Genomic DNA, 26692 nt, shown 5'->3' on the forward strand with positions numbered 1-26692 from the left:
CCTCTTTTGGAGATATGGAATGAACTTGAATAAACCCTTAAACGCATTACTTGCTTCAGTGCTCGGTGTTGGTGTTCTTTTGTCCGGCGCTGTCAATGCACAAAACTATCCCGACAAACCAGTTACTTTGGTTGTTCCTTTTGCAGCGGGTGGCCCAACGGACTCAATCGCACGCTTAATTGCTGTGCCAATGGGTAAATCATTAGGTCAAACCGTTGTTGTTGAGAATGCTCCCGGTGCAGGCGGAACGGTTGCTTCCAACAAGGTTGCCAAAGCCAAGCCTGATGGTTATATGATTTACATCCATCACATGGGTATGGCAACTGCGCAAGCTCTCTACGATAAGTTGCCTTATGACCCCATGAAAGACTTTGAATATATTGGTCAAGTAGCAGACGTACCAATGGTTCTATTAGGTCGTAAAAATTTACCACCTAACAACTTTAAAGAACTTGAAGCCTATATCAAGACCAATAAAGAGAAGGTAACCATGGCCAATGCCGGTCCTGGTGCCGTATCTCAGTTATGCGGCTTGATTTTCCAAAGCAAATTGGGTGTGCGTGTAACAACCGTTCCCTATAAAGGTACTGGTCCTGCTTTAACAGATCTGTTGGGCGGCCAAGTAGACATCCTGTGCGACCAAACCACACAAACCATTCCTTACATTAAAGATAACCGCGTTAAGGTCTATGGAGTGACTACTCCTAAGCGTTTATCAGCACTCCCCAATGTACCTACATTGGATGAGCAAGGCTTAAAAGGCTTTGACGTGAAGGTTTGGCATGGTGTTTATGCTCCAAAAGGAACTCCAAAGCCAGTGTTGGATAAAATCAATGCTGCTTTGAAGAAAGCATTAGCTGATCCAGATGTTAAGGCCCGCTTAGACTCTTCGAACATTGATATTGTTCCCGTTGCCAAACAGAATGGTCCAGCACTACAAGCACATCTAGATGCAGAGATTAACCGCTGGGGCCCCATCATTCGTAAAGCAAATATCCCTGATTAGTCCCTTGCTTCCCGTCTGAATGAAAAGGCCGGTTTTTTAACCGGCCTTTTTCTTTACCACCATTACTCTCTGTTAACTAAAAATCTTGCCCTGTTTTCTTCGAGCTAGGACACTCGAGTCAATATCCCAGGCAGAGTAAGTATGGGGCTCTGGTCGACCCCAAACAATCCAACGAATACTCAGCGTAATTGCCCAAATTGCTAAAAATGGATCCAGCAGGTAGTCCCAAAGATTATTGGACTCATGCCAATGAATTGACCATGCAATCACAGCCAACGAGATTATCAAAGCCTCCCAAGACTGCTTAGCAAAAAACAATACGAGTGCTACAACCATCACTATGGATACAAAAATGGCCGATCCATATCCCCAGCCATAAGGATCAAACATAGTGAATCCCAAAGCGAACGGATAAAACAAAATACTCAAGAGCGCAATAACAATGGGGGTCGTATTTGATAGGCGACAACTTGGCCAAGATGACCACGTAAACAGGATCAACATCATCGTAATCACGCTGAGCTCACCGGTCACACCGCGAACATAGGCTACTAAGGGCAGGCTCCATGGAGCGCCTAGGCTATTAAATGGTAACAATAGCAATATAGTACAAACCACAATAAAGAATGTGCCGGCAATACTGCTTTGACTTAAGCCTAAAAAAGTCCGGGCAAAATGCATCAATACAAAACTAGTAATGACACCGAGCTCAATCAGAGGAATTTGACTTGTAAGCATGGCTAAGTTCATTTGGCCTCCTTCATTTCTGTTGGGGTATCAGTGACAGAAACTATCTCTTGATGAACTTGATGCAAATAGGCAACTAGATTATTAGGTTCCCATGTAATCGATTTAATCCGTTTGCGATTCCAGGTGTAGACTAAAAATACCTGTCCTTGTTTATTCATGCTCATATAGGGATATGAAAACTCTTCTTTTGGATTACTTTGCGAAGCAGTCTCATCTTCCAATACTTGAATTGTTTTCCAGGGAGAATAATTTTCTTTTGCCGTTTGACTGCTATTTTCATTATTAGACTTTGGCCAAGACGCAGCTAGTACTAAGCGATGGCGCCCATGCTCGAGATCGTTAAAGACCATGAAACGAGTGCGATCGGCTAATTCAATTCCAGTAATAGCAGCATTTGGATTGGGGATTGGTAGATCAGGGGCCGTTTCCCATAGGCGGCCTGCATCAGCCGTATGACTGACAGCGATCTGCTTTGCGCCACTACTGCGTGCCTGCCTGAAATAAGCACTCGCATGTTTTGCATCATCCACAAACACAATCGGCTGGAGGGTGCCCCGCCCCGAGCTCATACGTCTTTTATCTAGTACGTGTCCAGATGGATCAAGTCGCAGAAGCTCTCCATACTTTCCGATCCATTCGTGATAGACCGGAAACCCCATACTGCCATCACTAAACAAGAAGCCAGAGCCCTTCACCAAGGTGCTGAGATTAAGAAGCGGGCTAGTAACCAAGCGTTGCGGTCTTGACCAACTCAGACCCTCATCATCGGAGTACATCATACTAATCGAGCTACCAGCCCAACCACCAATTGAGACTGCTACAAAATAGAGTTGCAATTGGCCATTGATATTACGAATCGGGACGGGATTACCTAATTTGGCGATATATCGGCCAAGCCCTTGTTGCGCCCCCTCGCGATCTAATGCGACTGTGCTCTGCCCCCACTGCTTTGCATTAGCATCCCACACCGCGCTCTGAATCACAACATCCGCAGCGCCCTCGCGCGAGCCCGCAAACCAAAACGCGCGCCAGTTGCCATCCTTTAATGGAATCAATGACGCGGCATGCACTGAGGGTCTACCGGTATCTGGAAGCCAGTCAACTTGGCCTTGCAGCTTGACGGAGGTTGGTTTGGTCGTTAATTTCTTAGTAACCACTCCAGGTGGATCAATACTTGTCTGTTGTCCATCAGGATTTACGGATTGATTGATCGGACCAACAAAATCAGCCCACGCTGGGTGGTCATTGATCTGTAGATAGGCCATCCCAAGTGCCACAACGAGAAAGATAAATGCAAAGACTCTAATCATCTACAGGCGTCCTTGAACTTACTTATATCTTTGGCAGCATTAAATGGCGCAGAAACAATGTACTCTTTCACGAAGAGATTGTCGCTTACTTGACCCATGAGCATAGCTTTAATCTCAGCATCATTATGTCTTGCGCGCATCTCAAACCGCTCCCCGATGATTTCACAATCAGCACAAAGTTCTAACTTACTTTGGACGGGGGCTTGAACTGCAAACAATGAATAACGTTCCGCAAGCTTTTTAATCTCCTTGGCCTCGCCCGCTGGATAGCCTTTGATATTAGCCCCAGGAATCAGTAATCGGTATTCCTCATCCTTGGCGCGGAAATCGCATGGAAACCAAATAGTTTTGCCTTGAAGTTTTTGGATGGTTGCTTTGCTAAAACGTCCCGGAGACCCATCGAGCGGCATAACGCTGCTGGTCAAAGATAGATAACTCATAAAACAGGCTAGTAATGTGGCTGACTTAGTAAGTGACAAGCGGAATAAACCAAGCCCAATCACGCATATGGATCCAAGAAGTAAAAACCAATGCCATACTGGATAGGTCCATAGATCAATATTCCAGCTAAGCCATGTCAAAGCAATAATGAGGATGCCTTGAATCAATAGCGCAACCCAGAACAGCAGTCGATTGAGTTGATGCCAATGAATTGCTAACAATATAGCGATTGCGGGCATGATCGGTAATAAATATCGACCCGATCGTTGACTTGGTAAACAAAAGATTAAGAAAAATACAGCAATCCAAATCCAAAGTAATTTTTGCTCAACAGTAGTTTGCCTGTACTGACGAATTGCAAGGTAAAACAAATTGAGTACCAAGAGCGACAAAAAGCCTGCATTCGCAATGCTGCTGAGAAAAAGCATGCCGATGCTATCACCACCCCACAGCATATCTTTTAGGTAGTTACTATTGCGGGCCGCAAACTTGCCGGCATTCTCACCCAGAATGAACTCGTTCCAGATTGCCATCGGATCAGGATCCAATACAAACCAGAGGCAAAAGCATGCGATTGACATCGCGCCCACGAAGATCACCTTGACAGCATCTTTACCCAGCAACTCAAGAATTCGATAAGAGCGCCATTGCCAATACCAAGCAACCAAGACCAAACAAACTGGCACAATATAGGCAATCGATTTATATAAAAGCGCTAACCCTAAAGAAATACCGGTCAGTAATGGAAAAATCCACTTCGACTCAAATGCGCGCTTACCGAATAGGAGCAACCCAAAGAACGGTAGACTTAGCCAAAAAATTTCGGGGGGCTCCGCCAAATACGGTCTGCCATAGCGATAGGTATTGAAGAAGGCTAACCAGATTAGACCTGCCAGAATACCGAGCGATAAATTTTTTGTTACCTTGCTAGCTGCCAAAGCGAGAAGGAGGGCTGTCAATGCGGTGTAAAGCAAACTTGGCCAACGTAAATCAATCAGAGACCAACTCTGCCCGCGCTGTGAAGAAAGCATTCCTTGCCAAAATAGTAATGGCGGCTTAGTGTTCTTAATACCCTCCATCTCCGACTGCAACGGTAGCCAATGTCCAGATGCATTAGTCATGCGAACAATATGGGTATAGGGATACTCATCGCCATTCTTTGGAGCAAAGCGGCTTTCGATGCCATAAAAGTACGCTCCGATTGCAAACACTAGGCATAAAAAGAGAGATTGATAGGAAATCGGTGTTTGCATACCCTCTAGTTTATTAGCCTAGGGTTAATCCCCAATCAATTCAGATAAATATATTTTAAAACCTAGGGAAAACCTTAATCTGTATATGCGCCTTGAGTTATATGATTATGGAATTAATGTATAGAAAATAATAGAAATTTGCTCAAGAAGTTGTGAGCCATCCTTTAAGATAGTTTCTTGATTTAGTTGTGTTGTTCGAAATAAAACCAATGGAGATATTTACTATGTTCTTTCAATCAGCGCGCACCTTAAGTAAATTAGGGTTAGGTATTAGTGCCGCAGGCTTACTTGCAGTGAGTACTCCTGCTATGAGCCAGTCAACAGCAAGCAATATCAATCAAATGGGTCTAGCCGCAACCTGTGCAAACTGCCATGGAACAAACGGGGTGGGCGTTCCGAATGCTGGCATGCCCCAAATTAATCACCTCAGCAGTGAAGCAATGCTGACCCAATTAAAAGCCTTTAAGAGCGGCGCTCGTACTGGCACCATCATGCATCAATTAGCAAAAGGTTATACAGACGAGCAACTCCAAACCATCTCCAATATCCTTGGTAAAAAATAATAGGAAAACCATCATGAATCGTCGTCACTTTTTAGGTGTTAGCTCCGGTGCCTCTTTAGGTCTTTTAGCAGGATGTGCTGCAAATCCAATCAATATCAGTAAAGCCAATGTGGTGGTAGTGGGTGGTGGATATGGTGGCGCAACAGCTGCTAAATATGTGCGGATGTTCTCTAATAACAGCGCTCAGGTTACTCTGATTGAGCCCAATGCCGAGTTCATCTCTTGCCCAATGTCTAACTTAGTTGTTGGCGGACACACATCCATCTCGAATATCTCCACCCCGTACGACAATCTCACAAAGCGTCATGGTATTAAGGTTGTAAAGGACATGGTCACATCGATTGATGCGAAACAGAAAACGGTTCGCCTTGCTTCTGGTGCTTCCATTAAATACGACAAGCTAGTACTCTCCCCCGGTATTGACATGATGATGGACCGAGTTGAAGGTCTACAAAAGGCAAACCAGGAAGGTGTAACCGTGCAGGCATGGAAAGCAGGTCCAGAGACCGTCTTGCTACGTAAACAGCTCGAAAGTATGAAAGACGGTGGTGTATATGCAATCAGTGTTCCCACTGCCCCCTATCGCTGCCCACCCGGGCCTTATGAGCGCGCCTGCCAAGTTGCTAGTTACTTCAAGCAGTTCAAGCCTAAATCCAAAGTTCTGATTTTGGATGCTAATGATGACGTTACCTCCAAAGGCGGCTTGTTCAAAAAAGCCTGGGCATCAATGTACCCCGGCATGATTGAGTATCGCCCTAAACATAATGTTGTAGCGATTGACTCCAAGAAAAAAGTGATTAAATTTGACGTACAAGATGATGTCAAGGCAGATGTCTTGAATATCCTACCCATGATGCGAGCTGGCAATATTGCAGTGCAAAGTGGATTAGCCAACTCCAATGCACGTTGGGTGAATGTCAATTACATTAATTTTGAGTCCACTGCGGCAAAGGATATCCATGTCTTGGGTGACTCCATTCAAATTGCCCCACTGATGCCAAAGTCTGGTCATATGGCGAACTCCCACGCCAAGGTGGCAGCAGCTGCGATCGTTGCCGAACTCGGTGGTCTTGAAGTTAATCAAACCCCCGTCTTAACCAATACCTGCTATAGCTTTGTTAGTGCTGATGAGGTTGTGCACGTTGCAAGTGTTCATCAATACGACGCCAAAGACAAAACCTTTAAAACAGTTCCGGGATCAGGCGGCCTCTCTGCGGAAGCGAGTAAGCTTGAAGGTGTCTATGCTTGGGGTTGGGCCCGCAATATCTGGGCTGACAGCTTAGGCTAAGTAATTTTTAGTAGCCATAAAAGCCAAGCAATGCTTGGCTTTTTTTATTTCTACTTTCGTAGCGACCTTCTTATTGAGGAAAAGGCCCATTAAGCTTTACAGTGGTCCAGTTCAAGACCATCGCAATCGATACCCAAACCAAATAGGGAGCCATCAACCAACTGGATATCGGCGAATATGAACGTGTCGCTAATAAGATGGCCAATACAGATAGCCAAAGTCCAATTGCTTCAATCAAGGCCCAGTCAGGGCGGTGCATCCGAAAATACAGAATGCTCCAAATAAAATTAAATAAGCCATTCACAATAAAGAGAATGACCAACATCCGAATCGTTTGTTGATTAGGCGCTCGATGATACGCCATCACAAACGCAATTCCAGCACAAATAAAGATAGTCGACCACATCGGCCCAAAGACCCAATCAGGCGGTTTCCAGGACGGTTGCTGCAGATTTTTGTACCATTCACCCAACTCAGTGGCCCACGCCCCTGCAAGAGCTAAAACAATCCCCCAGATGAGAGCAAAAACGATGGGTTTATAGTGCGCCAACCACTCAAAACTCATACCTTTGCCATACCCAATAGATGGGCCATATCTTTAAAAAAGATCTTGATGTGTGCCATGGGGTCTTTGCGAACCAGTTTCTTGTGCATGTATGACTCAAAAGTTAATCGCTGAACATCTTTGTCTTCACACATTTTGACAAAACGCTCACGGCGCTTATCGTTACCATACCAAAAGCGTTGCATGATGCCCAAGACCAAGAACACTGTACCGTGCTCCTTCATGAAGCGTTTGCGTGCTTTTGCTAAAGCCTTAACATTACCTGTTTCCAATAACTCATGGATAGATTCTGCGGCCAAGCGACCGCCAACCATAGCGTAATAAATACCCTCGCCTGAGGCTGGTGCAACAACCCCTGCAGCATCACCAGCCAAAATGACATCCCGATCGTTATCCCATTTCTTCAGGGGCTTCATGGGCAATGGGGCACCTTCGTGACGTAATAATTCGACCTTCTCTAAACCTGTTATCTTTTTTAGGTCAGCGACTGCTTTTCTTAATGAAAAACCTTTATCGGCACTACCAGTACCGATACTCATCGTATTGCCATGGGGAAAAATCCAACCATAGAAATCAGGGGATAAAGTACCTTGATAAAAGACATCGCAGCGAGAGCCGTCATAACCCTGAGGAGGCGCATCGGGCACACGCACAATTTCATGATAGGCAAAGACATAATCAACATCTTTTGCACCTGGTATGGCGCTGCGGCCAACTCCAGACTTTGCACCATCTGCCCCAATAATCGCTTTTGCCCTAACCGCTCCCCTTTGATCTTCTTCTAAGCGATTGGAAGAATGAATACGGTAATGCAGAATTGCTGTCCCATCCGTGTCGCGAGTAATCGTCTCAAAGATACCAGTGCGCCGTGTAGCACCATCATTGGCCGCACGAACGCGTAACCACTCATCAAACTTATCGCGATCGACCATTCCCACAAATCCACCATCAATCGGAATATCTACCTGGTTGTTCTTCGGCGAGATCATGCGTGCAGAACGTGCTTTTGCTACTAAGAGCTCATCCGGAATCTCAAAATCCTTGATTAAACGCGGGGGAATCGCTCCACCGCATGGCTTAATTCGGCCAGCACGATCAAGGAGCAGGACTTTATGTCCCATTTTGGCTAAATCGCCAGCTGCAGTTGCGCCTGCAGGTCCACCGCCCACAACAACGGCGTCAAAGGTTTCAAGGGAACTCATGATGATCCTCCATGGGAAATTAAACGACCGGATATTGATGTATTTTGTTTCTCTATTTGCACTACTCGCTCAACAGGCCGAATGTAAAACGAAAGAATTGCAGCAGCCATAAATAAAATAGCTTCAATTAAGAAGACACTGGCGTATGCGGCCACTGGATCTCCCAATAGGTAGCGGGCGAGATCGCTTGCGCCAGTCCCTAAGATCCCGCCTAAGCCAAAGGCAATCGCCTGAGCGGCACCCCAGACGCCCATCCGCACGCCCTCACGTTTCTCCTTGCCCACCCCAGCAAATTGCATCATCGAACCAATTGCGGCAATAGAGAATGCGCCATTAGATACACCCAAGATAAATACCGTACCCAGAAATGGCCAACTTGGGCCTACTATTCCTGACATCACCAAACTCAGCATCGCCAAGGCTGATGCAATACAGCCCCCAACGGTCCACATCCGCAAAGAAGAGAGGCTGGGACTTTTACTTTTATTCGTCACAAAACCACATAACAACATACCGCAGAGTACGCCTGCATGCTGTAATCCAGATAGGCTGGTGGTCTCTCCTGGTGTCAAGCCAAAAGCAGAACCTGCAAACGGTTCCAGAATTAAATCTTGCGAGCTATACGCCAGCATCGAGATGAATACAAAGATGGTGAATCGACGAACCCGTGACTCCTGCCATACATCAGCAAGAGCTTCTTTAAATCGTAATTTTGCTTGATTATTATTGGGTGTTATTTCTTTGCTAACTTTCGGCTCAAGTCCATATAGAGCAGTAAAGCTAAGCACGACAGCAATACATGAAACGCTTAAGGAAACCAGTACCAATCGTTCAAATGAAAATGGGTCTAGTAGTCGGCCGCTTATACCAGCGGTCATGGCAAAACCAAAAATCATCATGAGCCAAACGCAACTCGCAGCAGCAGCTTTTCGTTTCTCATCCACTCGTTTCGCTAACAACACCAACAAAGCCGTACCGCTAGCGCTTACACCAAGTCCGATCATCATGAATGCCACAATCGCTAGAGCAATGCCCCAGGGTAGGCTTTCACTCATGAGCCCCACGGCTATGGCAGCCAATACGCCACCGCTGGCCAATACCAACATACCCCCCTGAATCCAAGGAGTAGATCGGCCGCTTTGATCAGACCCAAAGCCCATCCGTGGTCGAATAAATTGCACTAAATAATGCATCGCAACCAAGAGGCCTGGGAGCAAAGCGGGAAGAGCTAACTCAATCACCATCACTCGATTTAAAACCGATGTGGTCAATACCACGACGGCTCCCAACGAAGCCTGTATAAGACCCAAGCGAGCAATAGCAATCCATGTAAGCTTGTCATGGTGGAGTGCGGCGCTATTCATGTTCATCCTTAACTCACTGCAAACGCGCTAACCATCATTCCACTAACAAAGAGAGGGACGCCAAAACCACTTAAAAACAAAGCGCGCTTAATTGGATCCCCTAAGAAATACCGCATCATGATCATCTGGCCAATAATTAAACCAATTACTGCTAATGCATGAAAAGGCATAGCGAGCCAAAACAAATATCCAACAACAATGCACTGTGGCACGATCATCATGATGCAAGCATTCCATGCAGCACCCTGCACTCCTAACTGAACTGGCAAAGAACGCACTCCCATTTGCCGGTCACCTTCAATTGCTTTGAAATCATTCAATGTCATAATGCCGTGAGCACCAATGCTGTAGAGCAATGCAAACAAAATGGAGTGAGATGATGGAAAGGTATCGCCAAGCATCACAGCCGAGCCAGTAAACCAAGCTAAACCTTCATACGATAATCCGCAAGCAGCATTACCCCACCAGCCGTTTTGCTTTAGTCTTAATGGCGGAGCACTATATGCCCATGCTAAGGCTAAGCCAATTAGGGTTGCGACAAAAGCCCATGGACTAATGAACCATCCCAACAAAAGCGATAAGCCAGTCCAAATACAGGCTACATATAAGCCCGAACGCCCGGGCATCCTACCAGAGGGGATTGGGCGCTGTGGTTCATTAATAGCATCAACGTGGCGATCAAACCAATCGTTAATGGCCTGACTAGTGGCACAAACCATCGGGCCTGCCAAGATTACACCGGCTAATAGAAGATGCCATTGATTGAATAAAGATTGCCCCGAAGCAATTACGCCACAGGAAAAAGCCCACATGGGCGGAAACCATGTGATTGGCTTTAACAACTCCAAAATGGCAGATGGAGTTGGCCACGAGCGCTCGCTCGTCTGGTTTAAGACCGAAGTCCCCATTTCCACAATCCCTCAGTTGATAACGGCAATACCATTAAGATGTGTTCCAAAATCGCCAGCGATAACAAAGTAGCCAAAATGGTGGATGATGCGATTTGATATGGCGTTACCCCAGTAGCAAATGCTGTCTGCCACAGTGGTATTGCAAATAAACACGCCATCAAAATAGAAACTGGCAACAAGGGGTTCATCGCCCGCTTCGTGAAATAGCTATGGATGTATTTCAGGTGTACTGGTAAAAACTTCTCATTCAAATTGAGAACCCCCAAGAACACATTCAGCTTGGCACTTTGACGCATGGCCCACAAAATGATGAAAGTCCACAATCCAATTAAATTACTTCCGCCCCATGTCACCAGGGCAACAGCAGCGCCCAAAACAAGTAAGGCTAACTCATGATGGGCAATGGTCTGAAACGCATAAAAAGCCTTCCTAAATCCACGGCATTCAGGAGGGCAAGCAGTCCGTCTTGATCCTGTTACGTAACCCAGTAAAAAACCAATTTCTTGCCAGGCCCATACAAGAAGTGCGCATGTAAAGCCGCAATACGCTCCAGCGACTGTATTTAAATTAGCGCTAGTCTTTAAGCCAACCAAAGCAAATAGCAATACAACACCACTCATCCAAAAGGTGGTTTGATGGGTTGAACGTGGTCGTTGATTAAGAAGCAAAATGATGCCCGTCCCAAACCACCATGCAAAGACGGTGTAGAGCAATGGAAAGGCAAAAGTGCTCATGCTCATTGTTGATTACCAGCTTGGCGCCAAACGAACATTGCGGGGAAGCTCGTGGTTACGTACTGGCAAGAAAAATGCTCGGGCAAAGACTAGGCCAACGCGAATACCCATAATCGGGACCATCATTTTGGCAGCCAGACCACCCTTGGCCTTATAAACATCCATCTTTTGAAACAATGCAAGCATCTGGTTCATACACTCATAAAATCTTGGGTCATCTAAATTAAGGGTAATCGGAAATACTTGCTTAGTAATCTCATTGGTAATATGCAAAACCTTCTTGTCATAATCAGTCGGAGAGATCTGCATTGCTTTATAAAGTTGTGGACGGGAATGATCTCTGACGTACATGGTGCTGTATACCGCTAAGCAGAAAAACCGGATCCAGTATTTGTTGAGCCCCGTAAGAAGATTGGGATTGGCGCGCATGATTAATGCAAATGCCTCGCCGTGGCGAAACTCGTCGTTACACCATCTTTCAAACCAGAGAAATATTGGATGAAAACGTAACTCTGGTTTTTTCTCAAGCTCACGGAAAATGGTGATGTAACGAGCATAACCAATCTTTTCGGATAAATACGTCGCGTAGTAAATGAACTTTGGCTTAAAGTAGGTGTACTTTTTCGCTTTTGCCAAAAACCCTAAATCAATTCCAATATCAAAGTCTTTGAGCCACTGGTTAATGAAACCCGCATGCCGGGACTCATCACGTGCCATATAGCCATAAAGCAACTTCATATCTTCATTCTTGACCTTACGCTTAATCTCGGCATACAAAATACAGCCTGAGAACTCGGAGGTAATTGAGCTAATTAAAAAGTCAACAAACTCATCATAAAGCTCAGGATCAACATTGGAATAGTTCTTATCCATATTGGCTGGACGTTGAAAGTGATCAGAATTAATATCTGCTGCAAACTCGGCCATTAAGACATTCCATTCCGAACGAAGTGCATCAATATTAGTTTTATCCACTTCATCAAAATTAGTGGTGTAAAAACGTGGGCTCAGAACAGCGTCCTGCAAAGCCATCTTGGTAGACTCGTTGACCTTGGCTGCTGCTGGTATCTGATCCCGTAATAGACTTTCTGCGGATTCCATACTATTTCTCCAATAATTAACGTTGTTGTGTGGCTTGACTGTCTAAACGTAACAGACGAGCAAAGTGTTTTGCATTAATCTCCCCAAAAGACTCTAGGTCAATCGTGCGACCTGTACTGGGGTCTATTAATGTCAGGCGCCCATCTTGACGGGCAATTAATTCAAATGGGGGCTTACTATCAATATCACGGCGTTTACGCTCCTGCGCTAGCGTTCGCAAAGCGCCGCGTACGAACCCTGCTTCACCGACGATTGAATCAATTTGCTTGCCAGTTTGGTAGTCAAAAACAGCAATAGAGCCATCGCTACGGTCCTCAAAACGAAGTTGCTTCACTTGTTTTGCAGGCGCATCCGGATAACGCGCACTAACTTGCGACTGGGTGATAACCCAAGTCAAAAATACGACTGCCGCGACAGTGCCCAGCATTGTTAAAGTTGTACTACGCGAAAGTCTTAGGGAAGGCAAAATCATAGGCTTGATTGACCCACTTTTACTAGCGCCATATCAGACCCGTAAGCATGATTTGTAGACTTTGCTGGATTACCGTTAAGAGGACTTGACTCACGCTGATTAAGATCAACCTGGTTGGCGCTGGCCCAAGCGTCTGCAAACAGACTGGCAACATGCTTACCATCCGCTACGCACCGGATCATGGGCTCGGGATGTGCTAATTTCCAGGCGCGGGCATGAGGCCATAAATGAAGATACGGAATCTTATCCTCAGCATTTAAGCGAATCGGAATGTCGGCGCTTCCATCCTTATAAACATGAATCCCAGCCTGCGCTAAGCGCTTGAGTGGCAAATTAAAGGTAATCGTCAATACAATCCCAATTCGCATTACTAAGCGGCGATTCGTCAAGGTGTACATGGTTGTATTGACTGACCAATAGGCCAACAAGCCAATCAAGACCAAAGCAGCAATAGAGAGTCCTAAGGCCCAAACAAATCCTGGCCACTCTTGACTCCAACCGCCCACAGACTGACTAACGGCAATGGCCTTTAATAGAACCATCGCCCCGAAGTACAAAGCAAACCAATGCATATGAAAGGCATGTAGCGCAAAGGCTTTGAGATCAGGGCCCCCCTGCCAAATAATTTCCTCATTAGGTGGCAAAGGCTCTGGTAAGCCCGGTTGGGCCTCGAACTCGTGCTCTGGCGCTTGATAAAGAGTGCTCATGATGCTTAAACCAATGGCTCACTTCTCTCGGGTGTGGCATATAAAGTGCCAGCCCCAAAGTAGGCCATGATTTTTTCCTCTTCGAGCAAGGTAATCTGTTCAGTACTCTTTGTGGCAGGAACGCTTACAAAGTGCCTACCGAGAACTGCTTGAACCGAAACTTGATTACGTGCAACTCGAGCAAAGTTCATGGGCAAGAGAACGCGTCGGCCACCGGCTTCTGGAGTGGTTTCAATTTCGAGATAGCGAATCATCATCTCAGCACGATCTACCCAAATCTCTTTAATCGTTCCACCCCGCACACCATCGGCGCCAACTACATTTAAGCCACGTGGATCAATATCTTGACGAGCGATACTGAATCCGCCCAAGATACGCATGGGCACTATCCGTGGATCTCCTTCTGAGGTATGGTCAGGAACATCAGCACGATTGGCATATGCGCCAGGACCAATTCCATCGAGCATAGGGTTACCTGTTGGCTCGATGGGTGAGCCATTGAGTCGATTTGCCGGCTTTGCGGCAAGTCGCTCAAGCGGCTCATCCCGTGGTATTGAGATGTCACCGCCAAATTGGGTTTTAAAGATTTTAGGCGATGGCATTCCAGCAATGCCTTCAGCACGCCGTACTTTACCCGCTTGATCGTATTCGAGAGGAAACCCCTCCCGCTTACCCTCAACAGTTAGGTAATAGACCAGAATGGCAAAAAAGACCCAAAATGCATATAGGGCTAATTGTGCGACATCAACGTATTGTGTAATTGCTCCAGTTCCCATGATGAACTCCCCTTTTAAATAATGAATTAGCTTGGAAACTCAGCTAATCCAAACTTCGAATCCGAATGCATTGGCATCGATCGCTTCATCACGACCAATGGACCAACTGCTACTAAGGTTGCAAACAACAAAAACAACTCAATGTGATACACAAAGCTATAGCCAGTACCTGGTGAAACCAGAACAGAACCAAGGGTTCCAGATACAGCCAAACTTGACACTAAATCCCGAATCACTCCGCCAAGCCCAATCGCTAAACCAGCAGCGGAAGCGCTCACAGCGCCCCACGCACCAATAACTAAACCGTTCATACCTAAGGAGTCAAAACTCATGGCCGTTGCGAGAGTACTCACGGCAAATAAACCACCGCCAAATCCAATTAAGAAAGCGCCAATCCTAAATAAGGTTGGGGATAGTAGTGGCTCAGAAAAAATAACGCAGGTAAAGGCAAAAATACCGCACAAAACACCAACTGCTGCTAGGCGATGTGAGTCAATTGAACGGTTTAATACTTTTGCGGCCAGCATAAATGCCAGCAGAGCTCCTAGGGCAGTAAGGCTGGTTAGCAAGGTAGTAGCGCTAACGGATAAACCCAACACCTCTGCACCGTAAGGCTCCAGAATAATGTCTTGCATACTAAAAGCAGCGGTACCCATGCCAAGAGCGACTAGAAACCGAATCACTTTATCTTGCTTAGCAAATTGTTTCCAGGAGTCCTGAAAACGAATGATCGGCTCCATCGCTAATTGCTCTTTAGTCTTTGGCTGACGTGCTTCTTGCTTCCATAATGCAAGCAGATTAAAGAGCATCGTTAATGCCGCCGCGCCTTGCACTACCTGAATTAAACGAACGGGTGAGAAATCTTTAAGTAGAAAACCAAACAAGAGACTACTAAAAACCATGCCTAGTAAGAACATGACATACATCAGTGCCACTACGCGAGGACGAGAGGCAGGTGTTGCCAAATCAGAGGCTAATGCTAAACCCGCCGTTTGGGTCACTTGCATACCGGCCCCCACCAATAAAAATGCAAGAGCTGCAGCAATATGACTAAACCATGCAGGCCAATTAGAATCGCCTGAAAGTAATATCAATGAAAATGGCATGATGGCTAAGCCACCAAATTGCAACCAACTGCCTAACCAAATGTAGGGGACTCGTTTCCAGCCAAGGAATGAGCGATGACGATCACTCCGAAAGCCCACCAAGGCTCTAAAAGGAGCAAATACTAAAGGCAGTGCAACCATCAACGCGACAAGACTAGCTGCTACACCCATTTCCACAATCATGACGCGATTCAGAGTACCAATCAACATGACCGTCGCCATCCCAACCGATACTTGAAATAATGCAAGGCGTAACCATTTACTTAAAGGCAGGTCTTTGGTTGCCACATCAGAGAACGGCATCAAGCTTGGCGAAATACGACGCCATGCTTGGAAAAGGTTGATGTTGAGCGATTTCATGATTTGCGAAGAGCCATCGCCTGAGAAATATAAAAACCACGGGCAATCTTTTGCGTACTTGCAATTTGCCAAGATTCTAAGAGTGCCTCTTGGGTAATTAACTTGGCTAAAGTTTGCTCTGCCACAGGTTCAATAAATGGTGCGCGATCACCCCTGGGAAATAATCGTCCCACTGCAATCATGGTCGATAAAAAGGGATTCTTGGGGGCGAATGTAAATGCGATGGTATTTCGAGTACGCTCTGCGAGTCCAGCCAATGCTTTAGCAATATCATGGCGGTGATAATGAATCATGGAATCCATGCATACTACGTGATCAAATTGACCCAAACTGGGATCCAACATATCACCCGCAAAAAACTCGATCGAGCCATTTGGTAAATCACTGGGTAAACGCTCTCGGGCTAGCTTGATTAAAGTTGGAGAAATATCGGTTGCCATCACCCGAGCGCCCCGCTTTGCTAATTCCACAGCAAGTGCTCCTGTTCCACAACCGGCATCCAAGACACGCTGCCCGCTAAGATCGCTTGGTAAGTACGCAAGTAACACATTACGCATTTCATCGCGCCCAGCACGAACCGTCTTACGAATACCACTCACTGGCGCAGTCGAGGTTAACTTAGCCCATGCATCAAAGGCAGTGCGATCAAAATACTGCTCTAGCTGACCGCGCTTTTCGAGATACGAATGATGTTGCATATCCATTTCCGATTCAATCAAATCCTAAGAGATCAAAAATATCGCGGTCCTTCATTGGCACCGCTGGCAATGGGTCAGTTCCAGCCCAAAGAGCAGCCGCAAGTCGTAAATATTCTTTTTGAACCAGATCGAGCTCGGGCGATTGCTCCATCTCAAACAAAGTGGACTTTTTTAAGCGACTACGACGTATAACATCCAAATCTGGAAAGTGCGCCATGGTCTTTAGGCCCACCTTCTCATTAAATTTATCAATTTGATCTGTAGCCGCACTGCGATTCGCAATCACGCCGCCTAAACGAACGTTATAGTTTTTGGCTTTAGCGCCAATCGCCTGAATGATGCGATTCATCGCAAAGATAGAATCAAAATCATTCGCAGTCACAATCAGTGCCCGATCAGCGTGCTGCAAGGGTGCTGCAAAACCACCGCAGACCACATCACCCAAGACGTCAAAGATGACTACATCGGTGTCTTCCAAGAGGTGGTGTTCTTTTAGAAGTTTGACCGTTTGACCAACGACATAACCTCCGCAGCCAGTTCCTGCTGGTGGTCCACCAGCTTCTACACACATTACACCGTTATAACCCTCATAGACAAAGTCTTCAACGCGAAGCTCTTCGGAATGAAAATCGACTTTCTCCAAGACATCAATCACCGTAGGCATCAACTTCTTGGTGAGCGTAAAGGTGGAATCATGCTTCGGATCGCATCCAATTTGGATGACACGCTTTCCTAATTTTGAGAAGGCAACTGACAAGTTGGATGAAGTTGTACTTTTACCAATCCCTCCTTTGCCATACACAGCAAATACTTTTGCTTTACCAATCTTTAAATTAGGATCAAGTTGAACCTGAACACTACCATCGCCGTCAGGTCGTCGACCCTTCATGTCACTTACCGGTATATTGACTACGTTCATTCGTGAGCTCCAAAGATATTGTTCATGGTTAAAGTGCAATCAACGCCCAAAATGGGCCTTAGCGTCATACAGCGTTTCTAAAGAAATTGTGGGAAGACCGCGTTCGTTGGCAAAGCGTTCGGTATTGCGTCTTGCCTTACCGCGCACAAAGAACGGGATCTTATTGAGCTCCTTCTGAGCCTCTGGCTCCCAAACACTTTCCATCGTCGGTGCGCCATTCACTACAGCGGCACTTACGACTTCAACAGGCTCTTCAGCCTTAATCGGCTCATTGGCTGAGGTCTTAGCATGGCCATGACCCAAATGCGATGGTGCAGCACCATCATGGAATTCAAAATCTTCTCTAAACATCCCAATAAGATGCTCTTCTAAACCCATCATGAGTGGATGAACCCAAGTATCAAAAAGTACGTTCGCACCTTCAAAGCCCATTTGAGGTGAATACCGTGCTGGAAAGTCCTGCACATGAATTGGCGCTGATATCACTGCGCAGGGAACCTTTAGGCGCTTCGCAATATGGCGCTCCATTTGCGTACCTAGGATTAATTCAGGTTGGAGTTCTGTAATCTTTTGCTCAACCTCTAAATAGTCATCAGAAATAAGTGCTTCAATTCCATACTGAGTAGCAGCCTCCCGAACTTCACGCGCCAGTTCTCGGCTATACGTTCCCAAACCAACCACTTGAAAGCCCATTTCTTCAGAGGCAACCTTTGCAGCAGCAATTGCATGCGTTGCATCGCCAAAGATAAATACGCGTTTATTGGTTAAATAGGTTGAATCAACGGATAGGGCATACCAGCGAGCCCGTGAACGCTTCGTAAGCTCCTCAATATCACACTGAATTTCAGCTAATGAGCATACTTCTTGAATAAATGCTTGCGTTGCCTTAAATCCAATTGGAATGGTCTTTGTGCTTGGCTGGCCAAAGTTTTTACTCATCCACTGTGCCGCACTGTTCGCTACCTCTGGATACAAAACAACATTGAAGTCTGCCTCATGTAAACGCGTTATATCCTCAGGCTTCGCGCTTAATGGTGCGATCACATTAACCAGAACGCCAATTTGACGCAGTAATTTACGAATCTCCACGACGTCATCGCGGTGTCTAAAACCTAAAGCGGTTGGGCCCAATATATTGCAACTCGGCGGTATGCCAGCGGGACGATGTGCTCTTTTTTTTCCTGGCGGCAATACATACTCTTTTCCAAGTAAACGCACCATTTGATAGAAAGTTTCAGCAGCGCCCCAATTTTCTTTCTTTTGATAAGCCGGCAATTCCAATGGCAAGACAGGAACTGGTAACTGAAGAGCGGCGGCAAGACCGCCTGGATCATCCTGGATTAATTCAGCAGTACATGAGGCTCCGACCATTAATAAATCTGGTTTGAAACGAGCGTAGGCAGAACGAGCTGCGTCTTTAAATAACTCCGCAGTATCGCTACCGAGATCACGCGCTTGGAATGTTGTGTAGGTTACTGGTGGGCGCTTGTTCATACGCTCAATCATGGTGAACAATAAATCGGCATAGGTATCACCCTGAGGAGCATGCAATACATAGTGCACGCCCTCCATCGCAGTAGCAATACGCATAGCACCGATGTGGGGAGGTCCTTCATATGTCCAGAGGGTTAATTTCATCGTTATCTCCTAGGCTGCCAACTTCGTTTTTCGCACTAAAGGACGTGCAAAGAGCTCGGCGAGATCAGCGGCCTGTTCAAAACCTTGAATCGGTGTAAAAACCAACTCAATGGACCACTTTGTAGTCATTCCTTCAGCCTCGAGGGGATTGGCCAGGCCCAAACCACAAACCACCATATCGGGATTGGCGCTGCGGCAACGATCTAGTTGTTTCTCCACATCTTGACCCTCAGAAAGACAAACGTCCTTAGGTAGTAATGCAATCTCTTCCGCCAGATGTTGACGATGGATATAAGGCATTCCTACCTCGGTCAGCTGCATTCCAAGCTCACGATGTAAAAAGCGGGCCAAGGGGATCTCTAATTGAGAGTCGGGGAAAAAGAAGATTGAACGTCCATCAAGAATCTTGCGCTGACGCTCTAAGGCCATCTTGGCACGCTCACGCTTAGGCGCCACTACCTTTTCAAAACGCTCTGGCTGAACAGCAAATGTATTTGCGGCGGCGGCTAACCACGCCTCTGTACCTTCTACACCCAATGGGAACGGGGCTGGAATCCGAGTGGCACCTAATTCCTCTAGTACACGAGCGGTATCCGTTAGAAAAGGTTGCGCTAGTAAATAGTGTGTATTAGGACCAACCTTAGGCAGATTGCCTGAACGCCTTGGTGGAAAGAAGGCGTATGACGATAAGCCCAGCTCTGTAAAGATTCTGGAGAATTGGTCTTCGACAACATCGGCTAAGCAACCGACGATTAAAAGATCAACCTCTGCCTGTGTAGTTGGCTCGCTAGCTTGCGGAATTTCTTTAGCAAGAGCGGCCAGACATGCATCCTCACCCTGCGTAAACGTTGTTTCAATACCGCTACCCGAGTAGTTCAAAATTCGCACGCGTGGTGTGTATGTTTTGCTGAGACGCTCAGCAGCGCGTGACAAATCGAGTTTGATGACCTCGGAGGGGCATGACCCGACCAAAAACAGCATCTTAATATCCGGCCGACGAGTTAAGAGCTGATTTACTACCCGATCAAGCTCTTCATTCGCATCTGCTAAACCAGCTAGATCGTGATCGTCAATGATGGCAGTGGCAAACCGAGGTTCGGCAAAAATCATGACTCCTGCAGCAGACTGGACAAGGTGAGCGCAGGTTCGCGAACCTACCACCAAGAAAAACGCATCCTGAATTTTTCGATGCAACCAAATAATTCCGGTTAGGCCGCAAAAGACTTCTCGCTGCCCCCTCTCTTTCAGAATATTTAATGGTGTAACGGAGTCGCATCCTGCTGGTGCAGATTGCAAAGGAATAATACGGTTCATGCCATCACCCTATCGATAGATTGCTTTGCCTCTTGAAGTCGTGCTTGACGCAACTTCCATAAGAACTGACCCGCATTAATCACATATGCTAGATATGCCGCCAAGGCCAATAGCATGAGTTGGCGCATTTCTAGAAAACCAAAACCGAGAGCAAGCAAATAGGCGGTATGCAAGAATAAAACCAGCATACTGAAGACGTCTTCCCAATAGAAAGTGGGTGCAAAAAGATAGCGCCCGAAGACTTCTTTCTCCCAAATACTCCCTGTAATCATGATGGCGTATAAAAAGAGGGTTTTAATTACAACGGAGGTATTTGCCGCAAACTCACCCTCACCCGTGAATAGAAATCGCAGAACAAGATAAAGACTGATTAAAAACACTAGAAATTGCACAGGCGCCAAGACACCTTGGACCAAGGTCCACTTCGAGCGATTACGTCGAAGCCGCTCTTCTGGGGTATAAAGGGGTTGTAATTGACTTGCCATGTGCTCTTTCTTCCTTATGCAGCCTGGCTCCTATATAAATATGTAAACCTAAGTTTACGCTTTTTTATGTTTTCAAATCTAAGAATAAACCCTTATAAGTGTCAAATTATTTTGACAGTTAGGCCAAGTAGTGGTTAACCTTATAGATATCGAAGAAAAAGGCAATTTGGGGCCGCCTTTTTGAGTTATTCAGGGCCAAAAACCCGTGCTTTTTGGGTGATTTTGGGTCTTGGATGTAATAAATGTTGCATTGCAACATGACTGAACAGTATGGGGACAGATAAAAGTGGATCATTTAAATCTACAAACTAGCAAAAGTAATTCAACAAACGAAAAGGAAGGTAGAGGATGGCTAAAAAAGTTCCGCTTAAGTGCTCTACTACCGAGCTTGGAACCCGAGACCATGGGAGGGCCCTCCCCCCATGAACTTGCTCATCTATTAAATAAAACCATCGAGGCTCAAATCATCCCCCGACTATTAATCCAACATTGCAATACAAATCAGGCGCTTGCTTCCCATAACGATGAGCCTATCTCTGCGGATGATGTGAAGTACTTTGCTGAACTATTAATTAATAGTTCAAATGAAATTTGCATGGGCTATATCAAGTCCTTACGTCTAGAGGGTCGATCACTCAACGAGCTCTACCTCCAACTAATTGCCCCCGCTGCCAGACGAATGCAATGCTATTGGGAGCTCGATGAACATAGCTTTACAACAGTCACCCTGGCATTGGGTCGTATTCAGTACATCATGCAAGAACTAAGTCCCGATTTTCGGAATGAACAAAATCATCACCGTAGTTTTTCAGGCAAGGCCTTACTCTTTGCGATGCCACACTCCCAACATACGATGGGTGTTTTTATGCTGAGCGAGTTCTTTACCCAAGCAGGTTGGAATATTTGCTCAACTCCTAGCCCCAGTGAGGAAGAGATCTTAGACTTGTGTTCTAAGGAGCATTTCGATGTGGTTGGTATTTCTATTTCGTATGAGTTGCAGTGGGACAAACTGCAGGCACTCATTCCACAGATAAGGCGAGCATCCCTCAACTCACAAATTGGCATTATGGCGGGCGGCGCATTATTTAATGCAAAACCAGAACTTATGGATGATTGTGTAGCGGATATTTGTACCTTAAGTGCTGCAGATGCAGTTGTGGCAGCAGAAAATATCTTAAAATCACGCGTTTAATTAAGTCGATACACGAGTAGATAGTGAACAGCACAACCAGCCCAGCTCATGTCCTAGGGCAACTCAATCCAGATGAAGTTGCTCATATTGTTCAAGCATCTGCAGATATCTCGTTAACATTAAATCGAGAGGGCGTTATTCAAAGTATTGCCTTTGGTAACCCCGATTTACGAAGCCCAAGCTTAGAAAGTTGGGTTGGTAAAAATTGGTTAGATGTAGTTACCAGCGAAAGTCGTCCCAAAATACAGGCTCTCCTCCAAGATGCAAATGAGACGAGTCTGTCTCGTTTTAGACAAATTAATGTACCTTCTCCTGGCTCGGCCGATTTACCACTGCTATGTGCAACTTTAAAGGTTGGTAGCACTGGACAGATCATTGCACTCGCGCGCGATCTACGAGAAATTTCCTTATTGCAACAGCGCCTGGTTGATGCTCAACAGGCCATTGAACGCGACTATACCCGCTTACGCCAATTAGAGACACGCTATCGTGTTCTATTTGAAATGGCATCTGAGGCAGTGATTGTTTTAGATGCCAATACGTTCAAAGTGATTGAAGCAAATCCACGTGCTGCTGATTTGCTCGGTGACTCGGTAAAAAAATTAAGTGGTCGCTTGTTAATGGACTACCTCACAAAGGGGGATCGAATTCAGGTTCAATCTCTTCTTAGTAAGGTAGCGTATACCAGCACAGTAGCAGAGTTAAATACGAGTATTTTGAGTGGCCAAGAGGTCTATCTATCGGCAGCGCCATTTCGTAATGAAAATCAATCGCTAATTCTAGTTACCCTGAAGCGCTCTGGTGAGTTGGTTGATCGTCATGATTCAAATGCGCAATCACTGGTCATACAGGCTCTTGAAAAGGCGCCCGATGGTTTTATTGTGACCAACTCAGCAGGAAAGATCTTAACGGCTAATCAAGCTTTCTTGCGCTTAATCATGTCAGACAAACTGGAACAAATTCTGAATGAGCCCCTAGACCGTTGGCTAGAGCGTTCTAGTGTTGATTTGCGTGTGATGTTGTCCAATCTCCATGAAAAAGGGTCCATTAAGTTATTTGCTACCTCAATTCGTGACTCCTTTGGTACTTTGCATCCCGTTGAGATTTCTGCAGTATCCGTACCCTACCCACATGCCTGTCTTGGATTTACTATCCGAGAAGTAGGCTCACGCATACGCTCTAAGATACAGCCTGAAGAGTCCATTACTCGCTCGAGTGAAGAACTCACCCAACTCGTGGGTCGCCTGCCTCTCAAAGAAATTATTAATGAGACTACTGATTTAATTGAGCAACTCTGTATCAAGGCCGCACTCGACCTCACACGCGGGAATCGGGTATCCGCATCGGAGATGCTGGGGCTCTCTCGGCAAAGTTTATATATTAAATTACGTAAATACGATCTGAGCGACCAAAGCAAAGATAGCGATATCGAGGAATAAGATGTCTAATCAGGTAGCGGTCATGGCCTTGGTCAATATCAAACCGCAAGCCAAATATTCTGGTATTGCCCGTCTGATGTTTAACCGATTTAGCCTATACCGACCACAAGGTCTTCTGCTGCAAAAGCATATGGGATCGGGTAAAAATGGTGGGTTCTTGATTAGCCCGAGCGGAACTCATCAAGGCCTATTTTGTCTTTTTGAAGGGCTTGAACAAGCCAATCGATTTATGCATGAGTCACCATTATTAGATTGGTACCGAAGTCATGCAAGCGAATTATTTACAGTAAAACTGCGAGCCTACTCGGTAAAGGGGCGTTGGTCAGGCCATCAACTACAAGAATCTACATCCCCACCCACTTCCGGTCCGATTGCATCTTTGACCCGAGCTTCGATTAAGCCAACGCGGGCGCTTTCATTTTGGTCAAAGGCGCCATCGGCTCAAACTGATTTACAACAGAGTGCTGGATGTTTAATCTCTGCCGGTATTGGTGAGGCTCCAGTTTTGCGTCAAGCCACCTTTACCATTTGGAACTCGCAGGCTGCGATGGATGCGTATGCTCGATCTGGTGCACACCTCACAGCAATTAAAGCCGCCATGCAAGGTAATTATTTTTCTGAATCGATGTTTGCACGTTTCCAACCCTTTGATGCAGAGGGCTCTTGGAAAGGAAGAACACTTGACTAAGTCACCTAAAAACAAGCCTATTGTTGTTATTGGTGGCGGTATTGGCGGTCTCGTCAGCGCCCTAGATATGGCAAGTGCTGGCCTTCCAGTAATTTTGGTAGAGAAAGAACAAAAACTTGGTGGCAAAATCCGTCAAATTGAGTGTGGTGGTAAGGGTGTAGATTCTGGTCCAACGGTCTTTACGATGCGCTGGGTCTTTGATGGCATCTTTCAAAATGCGGGCTGTCAATTAGAAGATGTTTTACATATTGACCAACTTCAGATCTTAGCTAGACATGCTTGGGGTCCGGCAGAACGCTTAGATCTATATGCAAATCGTGAGCAATCGGCACAGGCGATTCATGATTTTGCAGGTGCAGCAGAGGCTAATCGCTTTATGGATTTTTGTCAGCAGGCTAGCAAGCTATATCGCGCCCTTGAGAAACCCTACATGCTCTCCGCACGTCCATCCATGATGGGGATGATGAGCGATCTTGGCCCCATGGGATCAAAGGCTCTCTACGAGATTGGTCTGTTTAATGATTTGTGGAAAAGCTTGTCACGTTACTTTAAGGATCCTCGTATTCATCAACTCTTTAGTCGCTATGCCACCTATTGTGGCTCATCCCCTTCGCAAGCTCCTGCAACCCTCATGCTGATTGCGGATGTCGAAATGCAAGGAGTTTGGGCAGTGCAAGGTGGCATGGTTGCCATTACAGAAGCCATCACAAAGTTAGCGGAAGCTAAGGGCGTGCAGTTCATCACCGGCATGAACTGTGAAGAAATCATACAAAGTGCTGGCAAAGTATCTGGGGTACGCCTAAGTAATGGTGAGGTCATCGCTACGGATAACATTATCTTTAACGGTGATGCAATGGCCTTACAAACGGGGCTACTGGGATTAGCAAATCAATCAGCTTCGCCAGTTAGCCAAACAACTCGCTCGCTTTCTGCGATTACTTGGTCGATGTTTGCAAAACCCAAGGGGTTTCCTTTGGTTCGTCACAACGTCTTTTTTAACCAAGATTACGCCTCTGAGTTCACCGATATTTTTTACCGTAAGCGTCTTCCACAAAATCCTACGGTGTATGTCTGCGCACAAGATCAAACCGATATCCATCTTACGCATCCTGATGGTGAACGCATGCTCTGTTTAGTGAACGCTCCAGCAATTGGGGACCACAATCAACCCTCCCTTAGTGAGATTGAATCATGTCAAGAAAAAGCATTTTCTCTATTACGCCACTGTGGCCTCGACCTCTCTTTGAAGGATGCGATCGTAACTCGCACCTCGCCACAGGATTTTCATCGCCTCTTTCCGGCAACCGGTGGGGCACTTTATGGCCAAGCCAACCACGGTTGGATGGATACCTTTCGACGGCCAGCAGCACACACCACCATTCCGGGTCTCTACCTAGCGGGGGGCAGCGCGCATCCGGGAGCGGGAGTACCGATGGCGGCGCTCTCGGGTCGTATGGCGGCCGCAACTCTGATGGCTCACCTCGGTTTGATCAAGCGGTCCGGTCGGGTTCTTATCTCTGGTGGTATGTCGATGCCTTAAGCGATGATGGCCAGCATGGTCTGGTCATGATTGCGTTCGTGGGGAGCGTGTTCTCTCCCTACTATGCGTGGGCTCAGCGTCGTTCTAAATCTGTAGATCCAGAAAATCATTGTGCCATTAATTTAGCTATTTATAGTCCTGGTAATAAACGCTGGACCATGACCGAGCGGAGCGCGGCGAGCATCTCTCGCAATCAAACTGATTTTGTCATTGGCCCGAGTAGTCTTCGCTGGCATGGCGATCATTTACGGGTTGATATTTACGAGCGCGCTGTTCCTTTTGGACAACGTGTTGCCGGCCACTTTAAATTATTTCCGCGACAACTATTTAATTTCTCGACCAGCTTAGATGATCAGGGTAAACACCGCTGGGGTCCGCTTGCGCCCTCTGCCCGCATTGAGGTTGAACTAGACTCACCTAAACTGAAGTGGCAAGGTAATGCCTATTTTGATTCCAATGAGGGTGATGAGCCTATTACTATTCAGTTTAAAGATTGGGATTGGTCGCGGGCAGAACTCAGTGGTGGACGTACAGCCGTTATTTATGATGTACGGCAAAAGAATGGGGTTGAGAAATTGTTGGGTTTAGTATTTCATCCAGATGGGCGAATTGAAAACTTTGACCCACCACCACGGCAAGCATTACCCAAGACTGGTTGGCGCATTCAGCGGCAAATGCGTAATCCCAGCCAGGCTTCTTTGGAAATTCTAGAAACACTAGAAGACACTCCCTTTTATGCACGCTCAGTACTCAGTAGTGAGCTTTTGGGGGAGCGCGTAACATCCTTTCATGAAACCTTAGATGTACCTAGATTATCTTCGTGGGCAGTGCAATTTATGTTGCCATGGCGGATGCCAAGGGTGAAATAAA

The 26692-nt window shown here is 46.2% G+C and carries 26 protein-coding genes; 8 read left to right on the forward strand and 18 right to left on the reverse strand.

The features are described from left to right. The first annotated feature begins 19 nt into the window (after positions 1-19). Positions 20-1006, forward strand: a complete 987-nt coding sequence (locus NKE59_RS06805) for a tripartite tricarboxylate transporter substrate-binding protein (protein WP_353438224.1) — start codon at positions 20-22, stop codon at positions 1004-1006. 72 nt (positions 1007-1078) lie between these two features. Here NKE59_RS06805 and NKE59_RS06810 read toward each other — a convergent pair whose 3' ends face one another. From NKE59_RS06810 to NKE59_RS06820, 3 genes are read right to left on the reverse strand one after another with little or no spacing between them, the layout of a single operon-like run. Further along, positions 1079-1756 carry a hypothetical protein gene (locus tag NKE59_RS06810; RefSeq protein ID WP_353438225.1) on the reverse strand — a complete coding sequence of 226 codons (678 nt, stop codon included), beginning with the start codon at positions 1754-1756 and terminating at the stop codon, positions 1079-1081. Continuing rightward, complete coding sequence (locus NKE59_RS06815) at positions 1753-3066, reverse strand: sialidase family protein (RefSeq protein WP_353438226.1); 1314 nt, start codon at positions 3064-3066, stop codon at positions 1753-1755. The genes NKE59_RS06810 and NKE59_RS06815 overlap by 4 nt, the downstream gene beginning before the upstream one ends. Continuing rightward, positions 3063-4760: a phospholipid carrier-dependent glycosyltransferase gene (locus tag NKE59_RS06820; protein ID WP_353438227.1), complete on the reverse strand. Its 1698-nt coding sequence runs from the start codon at positions 4758-4760 to the stop codon at positions 3063-3065. The genes NKE59_RS06815 and NKE59_RS06820 overlap by 4 nt, the downstream gene beginning before the upstream one ends. Before the next feature lie 224 nt (positions 4761-4984). Here NKE59_RS06820 and NKE59_RS06825 point away from each other — a divergent pair, with 224 nt between their 5' ends. Further along, positions 4985-5323, forward strand: a complete 339-nt coding sequence (locus NKE59_RS06825; RefSeq protein ID WP_353438228.1) for a c-type cytochrome — start codon at positions 4985-4987, stop codon at positions 5321-5323. Positions 5324-5336: 13 nt separating this feature from the next. Further along, the gene (locus NKE59_RS06830) at positions 5337-6611 is read left to right on the forward strand and encodes an NAD(P)/FAD-dependent oxidoreductase (RefSeq protein WP_353438229.1); all 1275 of its coding nucleotides are present in this window, start codon (positions 5337-5339) and stop codon (positions 6609-6611) included. A gap of 70 nt (positions 6612-6681) precedes the next feature. Here NKE59_RS06830 and NKE59_RS06835 read toward each other — a convergent pair whose 3' ends face one another. The 15 genes from NKE59_RS06835 to bchF are packed head-to-tail and all read right to left on the reverse strand — an operon-like array spanning position 6682 to position 20963. Continuing rightward, positions 6682-7176 (reverse strand): TspO/MBR family protein, encoded by a 495-nt coding sequence (locus NKE59_RS06835; RefSeq protein WP_353438230.1) that lies wholly within the window; start codon positions 7174-7176, stop codon positions 6682-6684. Continuing rightward, positions 7173-8378 carry a geranylgeranyl diphosphate reductase gene (locus NKE59_RS06840; RefSeq protein WP_353438231.1) on the reverse strand — a complete coding sequence of 402 codons (1206 nt, stop codon included), beginning with the start codon at positions 8376-8378 and terminating at the stop codon, positions 7173-7175. Before NKE59_RS06840 ends, NKE59_RS06835 begins: the two co-directional genes overlap by 4 nt. Next, positions 8375-9742: a BCD family MFS transporter gene (locus NKE59_RS06845; protein WP_353438232.1), complete on the reverse strand. Its 1368-nt coding sequence runs from the start codon at positions 9740-9742 to the stop codon at positions 8375-8377. The genes NKE59_RS06840 and NKE59_RS06845 overlap by 4 nt, the downstream gene beginning before the upstream one ends. 8 nt (positions 9743-9750) lie before the next feature. Further along, positions 9751-10650, reverse strand: a complete 900-nt coding sequence (gene chlG / locus NKE59_RS06850; protein WP_353438233.1) for a chlorophyll synthase ChlG — start codon at positions 10648-10650, stop codon at positions 9751-9753. After that, on the reverse strand, positions 10632-11387 hold the full coding sequence (puhE, locus tag NKE59_RS06855) for a putative photosynthetic complex assembly protein PuhE (protein WP_353438234.1): 756 nt from the start codon (positions 11385-11387) through the stop codon (positions 10632-10634). The genes chlG and puhE overlap by 19 nt, the downstream gene beginning before the upstream one ends. Positions 11388-11399: 12 nt before the next feature. Further along, on the reverse strand, positions 11400-12488 hold the full coding sequence (gene acsF / locus NKE59_RS06860) for a magnesium-protoporphyrin IX monomethyl ester (oxidative) cyclase (protein ID WP_353438235.1): 1089 nt from the start codon (positions 12486-12488) through the stop codon (positions 11400-11402). A gap of 16 nt (positions 12489-12504) precedes the next feature. Beyond that, complete coding sequence (puhC, locus tag NKE59_RS06865; protein WP_353438236.1) at positions 12505-12960, reverse strand: photosynthetic complex assembly protein PuhC; 456 nt, start codon at positions 12958-12960, stop codon at positions 12505-12507. Then, the gene (gene puhB, locus NKE59_RS06870) at positions 12957-13667 is read right to left on the reverse strand and encodes a photosynthetic complex putative assembly protein PuhB (RefSeq protein WP_353438237.1); all 711 of its coding nucleotides are present in this window, start codon (positions 13665-13667) and stop codon (positions 12957-12959) included. The genes puhC and puhB overlap by 4 nt, the downstream gene beginning before the upstream one ends. Positions 13668-13672: 5 nt before the next feature. Beyond that, entirely contained in the window at positions 13673-14443 is a 771-nt protein-coding gene (puhA, locus tag NKE59_RS06875; RefSeq protein WP_353438238.1) for a photosynthetic reaction center subunit H, read from the reverse strand. A gap of 26 nt (positions 14444-14469) precedes the next feature. Beyond that, positions 14470-15909, reverse strand: a complete 1440-nt coding sequence (locus NKE59_RS06880; protein ID WP_353438239.1) for a BCD family MFS transporter — start codon at positions 15907-15909, stop codon at positions 14470-14472. After that, positions 15906-16607: a magnesium protoporphyrin IX methyltransferase gene (gene bchM, locus NKE59_RS06885; protein WP_353438240.1), complete on the reverse strand. Its 702-nt coding sequence runs from the start codon at positions 16605-16607 to the stop codon at positions 15906-15908. The genes NKE59_RS06880 and bchM overlap by 4 nt, the downstream gene beginning before the upstream one ends. A 13-nt stretch (positions 16608-16620) precedes the next feature. Beyond that, a complete protein-coding gene (gene bchL / locus NKE59_RS06890) occupies positions 16621-17526 on the reverse strand; it encodes a ferredoxin:protochlorophyllide reductase (ATP-dependent) iron-sulfur ATP-binding protein (protein ID WP_353438241.1) in 906 nt (301 codons plus the stop codon). Positions 17527-17565: 39 nt separating this feature from the next. After that, positions 17566-19164 carry a ferredoxin:protochlorophyllide reductase (ATP-dependent) subunit B gene (bchB, locus tag NKE59_RS06895; protein ID WP_353438242.1) on the reverse strand — a complete coding sequence of 533 codons (1599 nt, stop codon included), beginning with the start codon at positions 19162-19164 and terminating at the stop codon, positions 17566-17568. A 9-nt stretch (positions 19165-19173) separates the two neighbouring features. Further along, on the reverse strand, positions 19174-20478 hold the full coding sequence (locus NKE59_RS06900) for a ferredoxin:protochlorophyllide reductase (ATP-dependent) subunit N (protein WP_353438243.1): 1305 nt from the start codon (positions 20476-20478) through the stop codon (positions 19174-19176). Beyond that, positions 20475-20963: a 2-vinyl bacteriochlorophyllide hydratase gene (bchF, locus tag NKE59_RS06905; protein WP_353438244.1), complete on the reverse strand. Its 489-nt coding sequence runs from the start codon at positions 20961-20963 to the stop codon at positions 20475-20477. The genes NKE59_RS06900 and bchF overlap by 4 nt, the downstream gene beginning before the upstream one ends. A gap of 286 nt (positions 20964-21249) precedes the next feature. Here bchF and NKE59_RS06910 point away from each other — a divergent pair, with 286 nt between their 5' ends. Genes NKE59_RS06910 through NKE59_RS06930 form a run of 5 tightly spaced genes read left to right on the forward strand, consistent with a single transcriptional unit; the run spans position 21250 to position 26691 of the window. Continuing rightward, positions 21250-22155 (forward strand): cobalamin B12-binding domain-containing protein, encoded by a 906-nt coding sequence (locus NKE59_RS06910; protein ID WP_353438245.1) that lies wholly within the window; start codon positions 21250-21252, stop codon positions 22153-22155. Between the two features lie 23 nt (positions 22156-22178). Next, positions 22179-23594, forward strand: a complete 1416-nt coding sequence (gene ppsR / locus NKE59_RS06915) for a transcriptional regulator PpsR (protein WP_353438246.1) — start codon at positions 22179-22181, stop codon at positions 23592-23594. A 1-nt stretch (position 23595) separates the two neighbouring features. Continuing rightward, entirely contained in the window at positions 23596-24282 is a 687-nt protein-coding gene (locus NKE59_RS06920) for a spheroidene monooxygenase (protein WP_353438247.1), read from the forward strand. Beyond that, positions 24275-25822, forward strand: coding sequence for a 1-hydroxycarotenoid 3,4-desaturase CrtD (gene crtD, locus NKE59_RS06925; RefSeq protein ID WP_353438248.1), 1548 nt, complete (start codon positions 24275-24277; stop codon positions 25820-25822). Before NKE59_RS06920 ends, crtD begins: the two co-directional genes overlap by 8 nt. Before the next feature lie 26 nt (positions 25823-25848). Then, positions 25849-26691: a carotenoid 1,2-hydratase gene (locus tag NKE59_RS06930; protein ID WP_353438249.1), complete on the forward strand. Its 843-nt coding sequence runs from the start codon at positions 25849-25851 to the stop codon at positions 26689-26691. Position 26692 lies beyond the last annotated feature (1 nt).

This window comes from Polynucleobacter sp. UK-FUSCHL-C3 (assembly GCF_040409815.1).
In the GTDB taxonomy this organism is placed as follows: Bacteria; Pseudomonadota; Gammaproteobacteria; order Burkholderiales; family Burkholderiaceae; genus Polynucleobacter.

What these genes read in the sequence shown, in the direction of transcription:
- NKE59_RS06805 (WP_353438224.1), top strand. Translation starts at nt 20, where the DNA reads ATGAACTTGAATAAACCCTTAAACGCATTACTTGCTTCAGTGCTCGGT.
- NKE59_RS06810 (WP_353438225.1), bottom strand. Translation starts at nt 1,756, where the DNA reads ATGAACTTAGCCATGCTTACAAGTCAAATTCCTCTGATTGAGCTCGGT.
- NKE59_RS06815 (WP_353438226.1), bottom strand. Translation starts at nt 3,066, where the DNA reads ATGATTAGAGTCTTTGCATTTATCTTTCTCGTTGTGGCACTTGGGATG.
- NKE59_RS06820 (WP_353438227.1), bottom strand. Translation starts at nt 4,760, where the DNA reads ATGCAAACACCGATTTCCTATCAATCTCTCTTTTTATGCCTAGTGTTT.
- NKE59_RS06825 (WP_353438228.1), top strand. Translation starts at nt 4,985, where the DNA reads ATGTTCTTTCAATCAGCGCGCACCTTAAGTAAATTAGGGTTAGGTATT.
- NKE59_RS06830 (WP_353438229.1), top strand. Translation starts at nt 5,337, where the DNA reads ATGAATCGTCGTCACTTTTTAGGTGTTAGCTCCGGTGCCTCTTTAGGT.
- NKE59_RS06835 (WP_353438230.1), bottom strand. Translation starts at nt 7,176, where the DNA reads ATGAGTTTTGAGTGGTTGGCGCACTATAAACCCATCGTTTTTGCTCTC.
- NKE59_RS06840 (WP_353438231.1), bottom strand. Translation starts at nt 8,378, where the DNA reads ATGAGTTCCCTTGAAACCTTTGACGCCGTTGTTGTGGGCGGTGGACCT.
- NKE59_RS06845 (WP_353438232.1), bottom strand. Translation starts at nt 9,742, where the DNA reads ATGAATAGCGCCGCACTCCACCATGACAAGCTTACATGGATTGCTATT.
- chlG (WP_353438233.1), bottom strand. Translation starts at nt 10,650, where the DNA reads ATGGGGACTTCGGTCTTAAACCAGACGAGCGAGCGCTCGTGGCCAACT.
- puhE (WP_353438234.1), bottom strand. Translation starts at nt 11,387, where the DNA reads ATGAGCACTTTTGCCTTTCCATTGCTCTACACCGTCTTTGCATGGTGG.
- acsF (WP_353438235.1), bottom strand. Translation starts at nt 12,488, where the DNA reads ATGGAATCCGCAGAAAGTCTATTACGGGATCAGATACCAGCAGCAGCC.
- puhC (WP_353438236.1), bottom strand. Translation starts at nt 12,960, where the DNA reads ATGATTTTGCCTTCCCTAAGACTTTCGCGTAGTACAACTTTAACAATG.
- puhB (WP_353438237.1), bottom strand. Translation starts at nt 13,667, where the DNA reads ATGAGCACTCTTTATCAAGCGCCAGAGCACGAGTTCGAGGCCCAACCG.
- puhA (WP_353438238.1), bottom strand. Translation starts at nt 14,443, where the DNA reads ATGGGAACTGGAGCAATTACACAATACGTTGATGTCGCACAATTAGCC.
- NKE59_RS06880 (WP_353438239.1), bottom strand. Translation starts at nt 15,909, where the DNA reads ATGAAATCGCTCAACATCAACCTTTTCCAAGCATGGCGTCGTATTTCG.
- bchM (WP_353438240.1), bottom strand. Translation starts at nt 16,607, where the DNA reads ATGCAACATCATTCGTATCTCGAAAAGCGCGGTCAGCTAGAGCAGTAT.
- bchL (WP_353438241.1), bottom strand. Translation starts at nt 17,526, where the DNA reads ATGAACGTAGTCAATATACCGGTAAGTGACATGAAGGGTCGACGACCT.
- bchB (WP_353438242.1), bottom strand. Translation starts at nt 19,164, where the DNA reads ATGAAATTAACCCTCTGGACATATGAAGGACCTCCCCACATCGGTGCT.
- NKE59_RS06900 (WP_353438243.1), bottom strand. Translation starts at nt 20,478, where the DNA reads ATGAACCGTATTATTCCTTTGCAATCTGCACCAGCAGGATGCGACTCC.
- bchF (WP_353438244.1), bottom strand. Translation starts at nt 20,963, where the DNA reads ATGGCAAGTCAATTACAACCCCTTTATACCCCAGAAGAGCGGCTTCGA.
- NKE59_RS06920 (WP_353438247.1), top strand. Translation starts at nt 23,596, where the DNA reads ATGTCTAATCAGGTAGCGGTCATGGCCTTGGTCAATATCAAACCGCAA.
- NKE59_RS06930 (WP_353438249.1), top strand. Translation starts at nt 25,849, where the DNA reads ATGATTGCGTTCGTGGGGAGCGTGTTCTCTCCCTACTATGCGTGGGCT.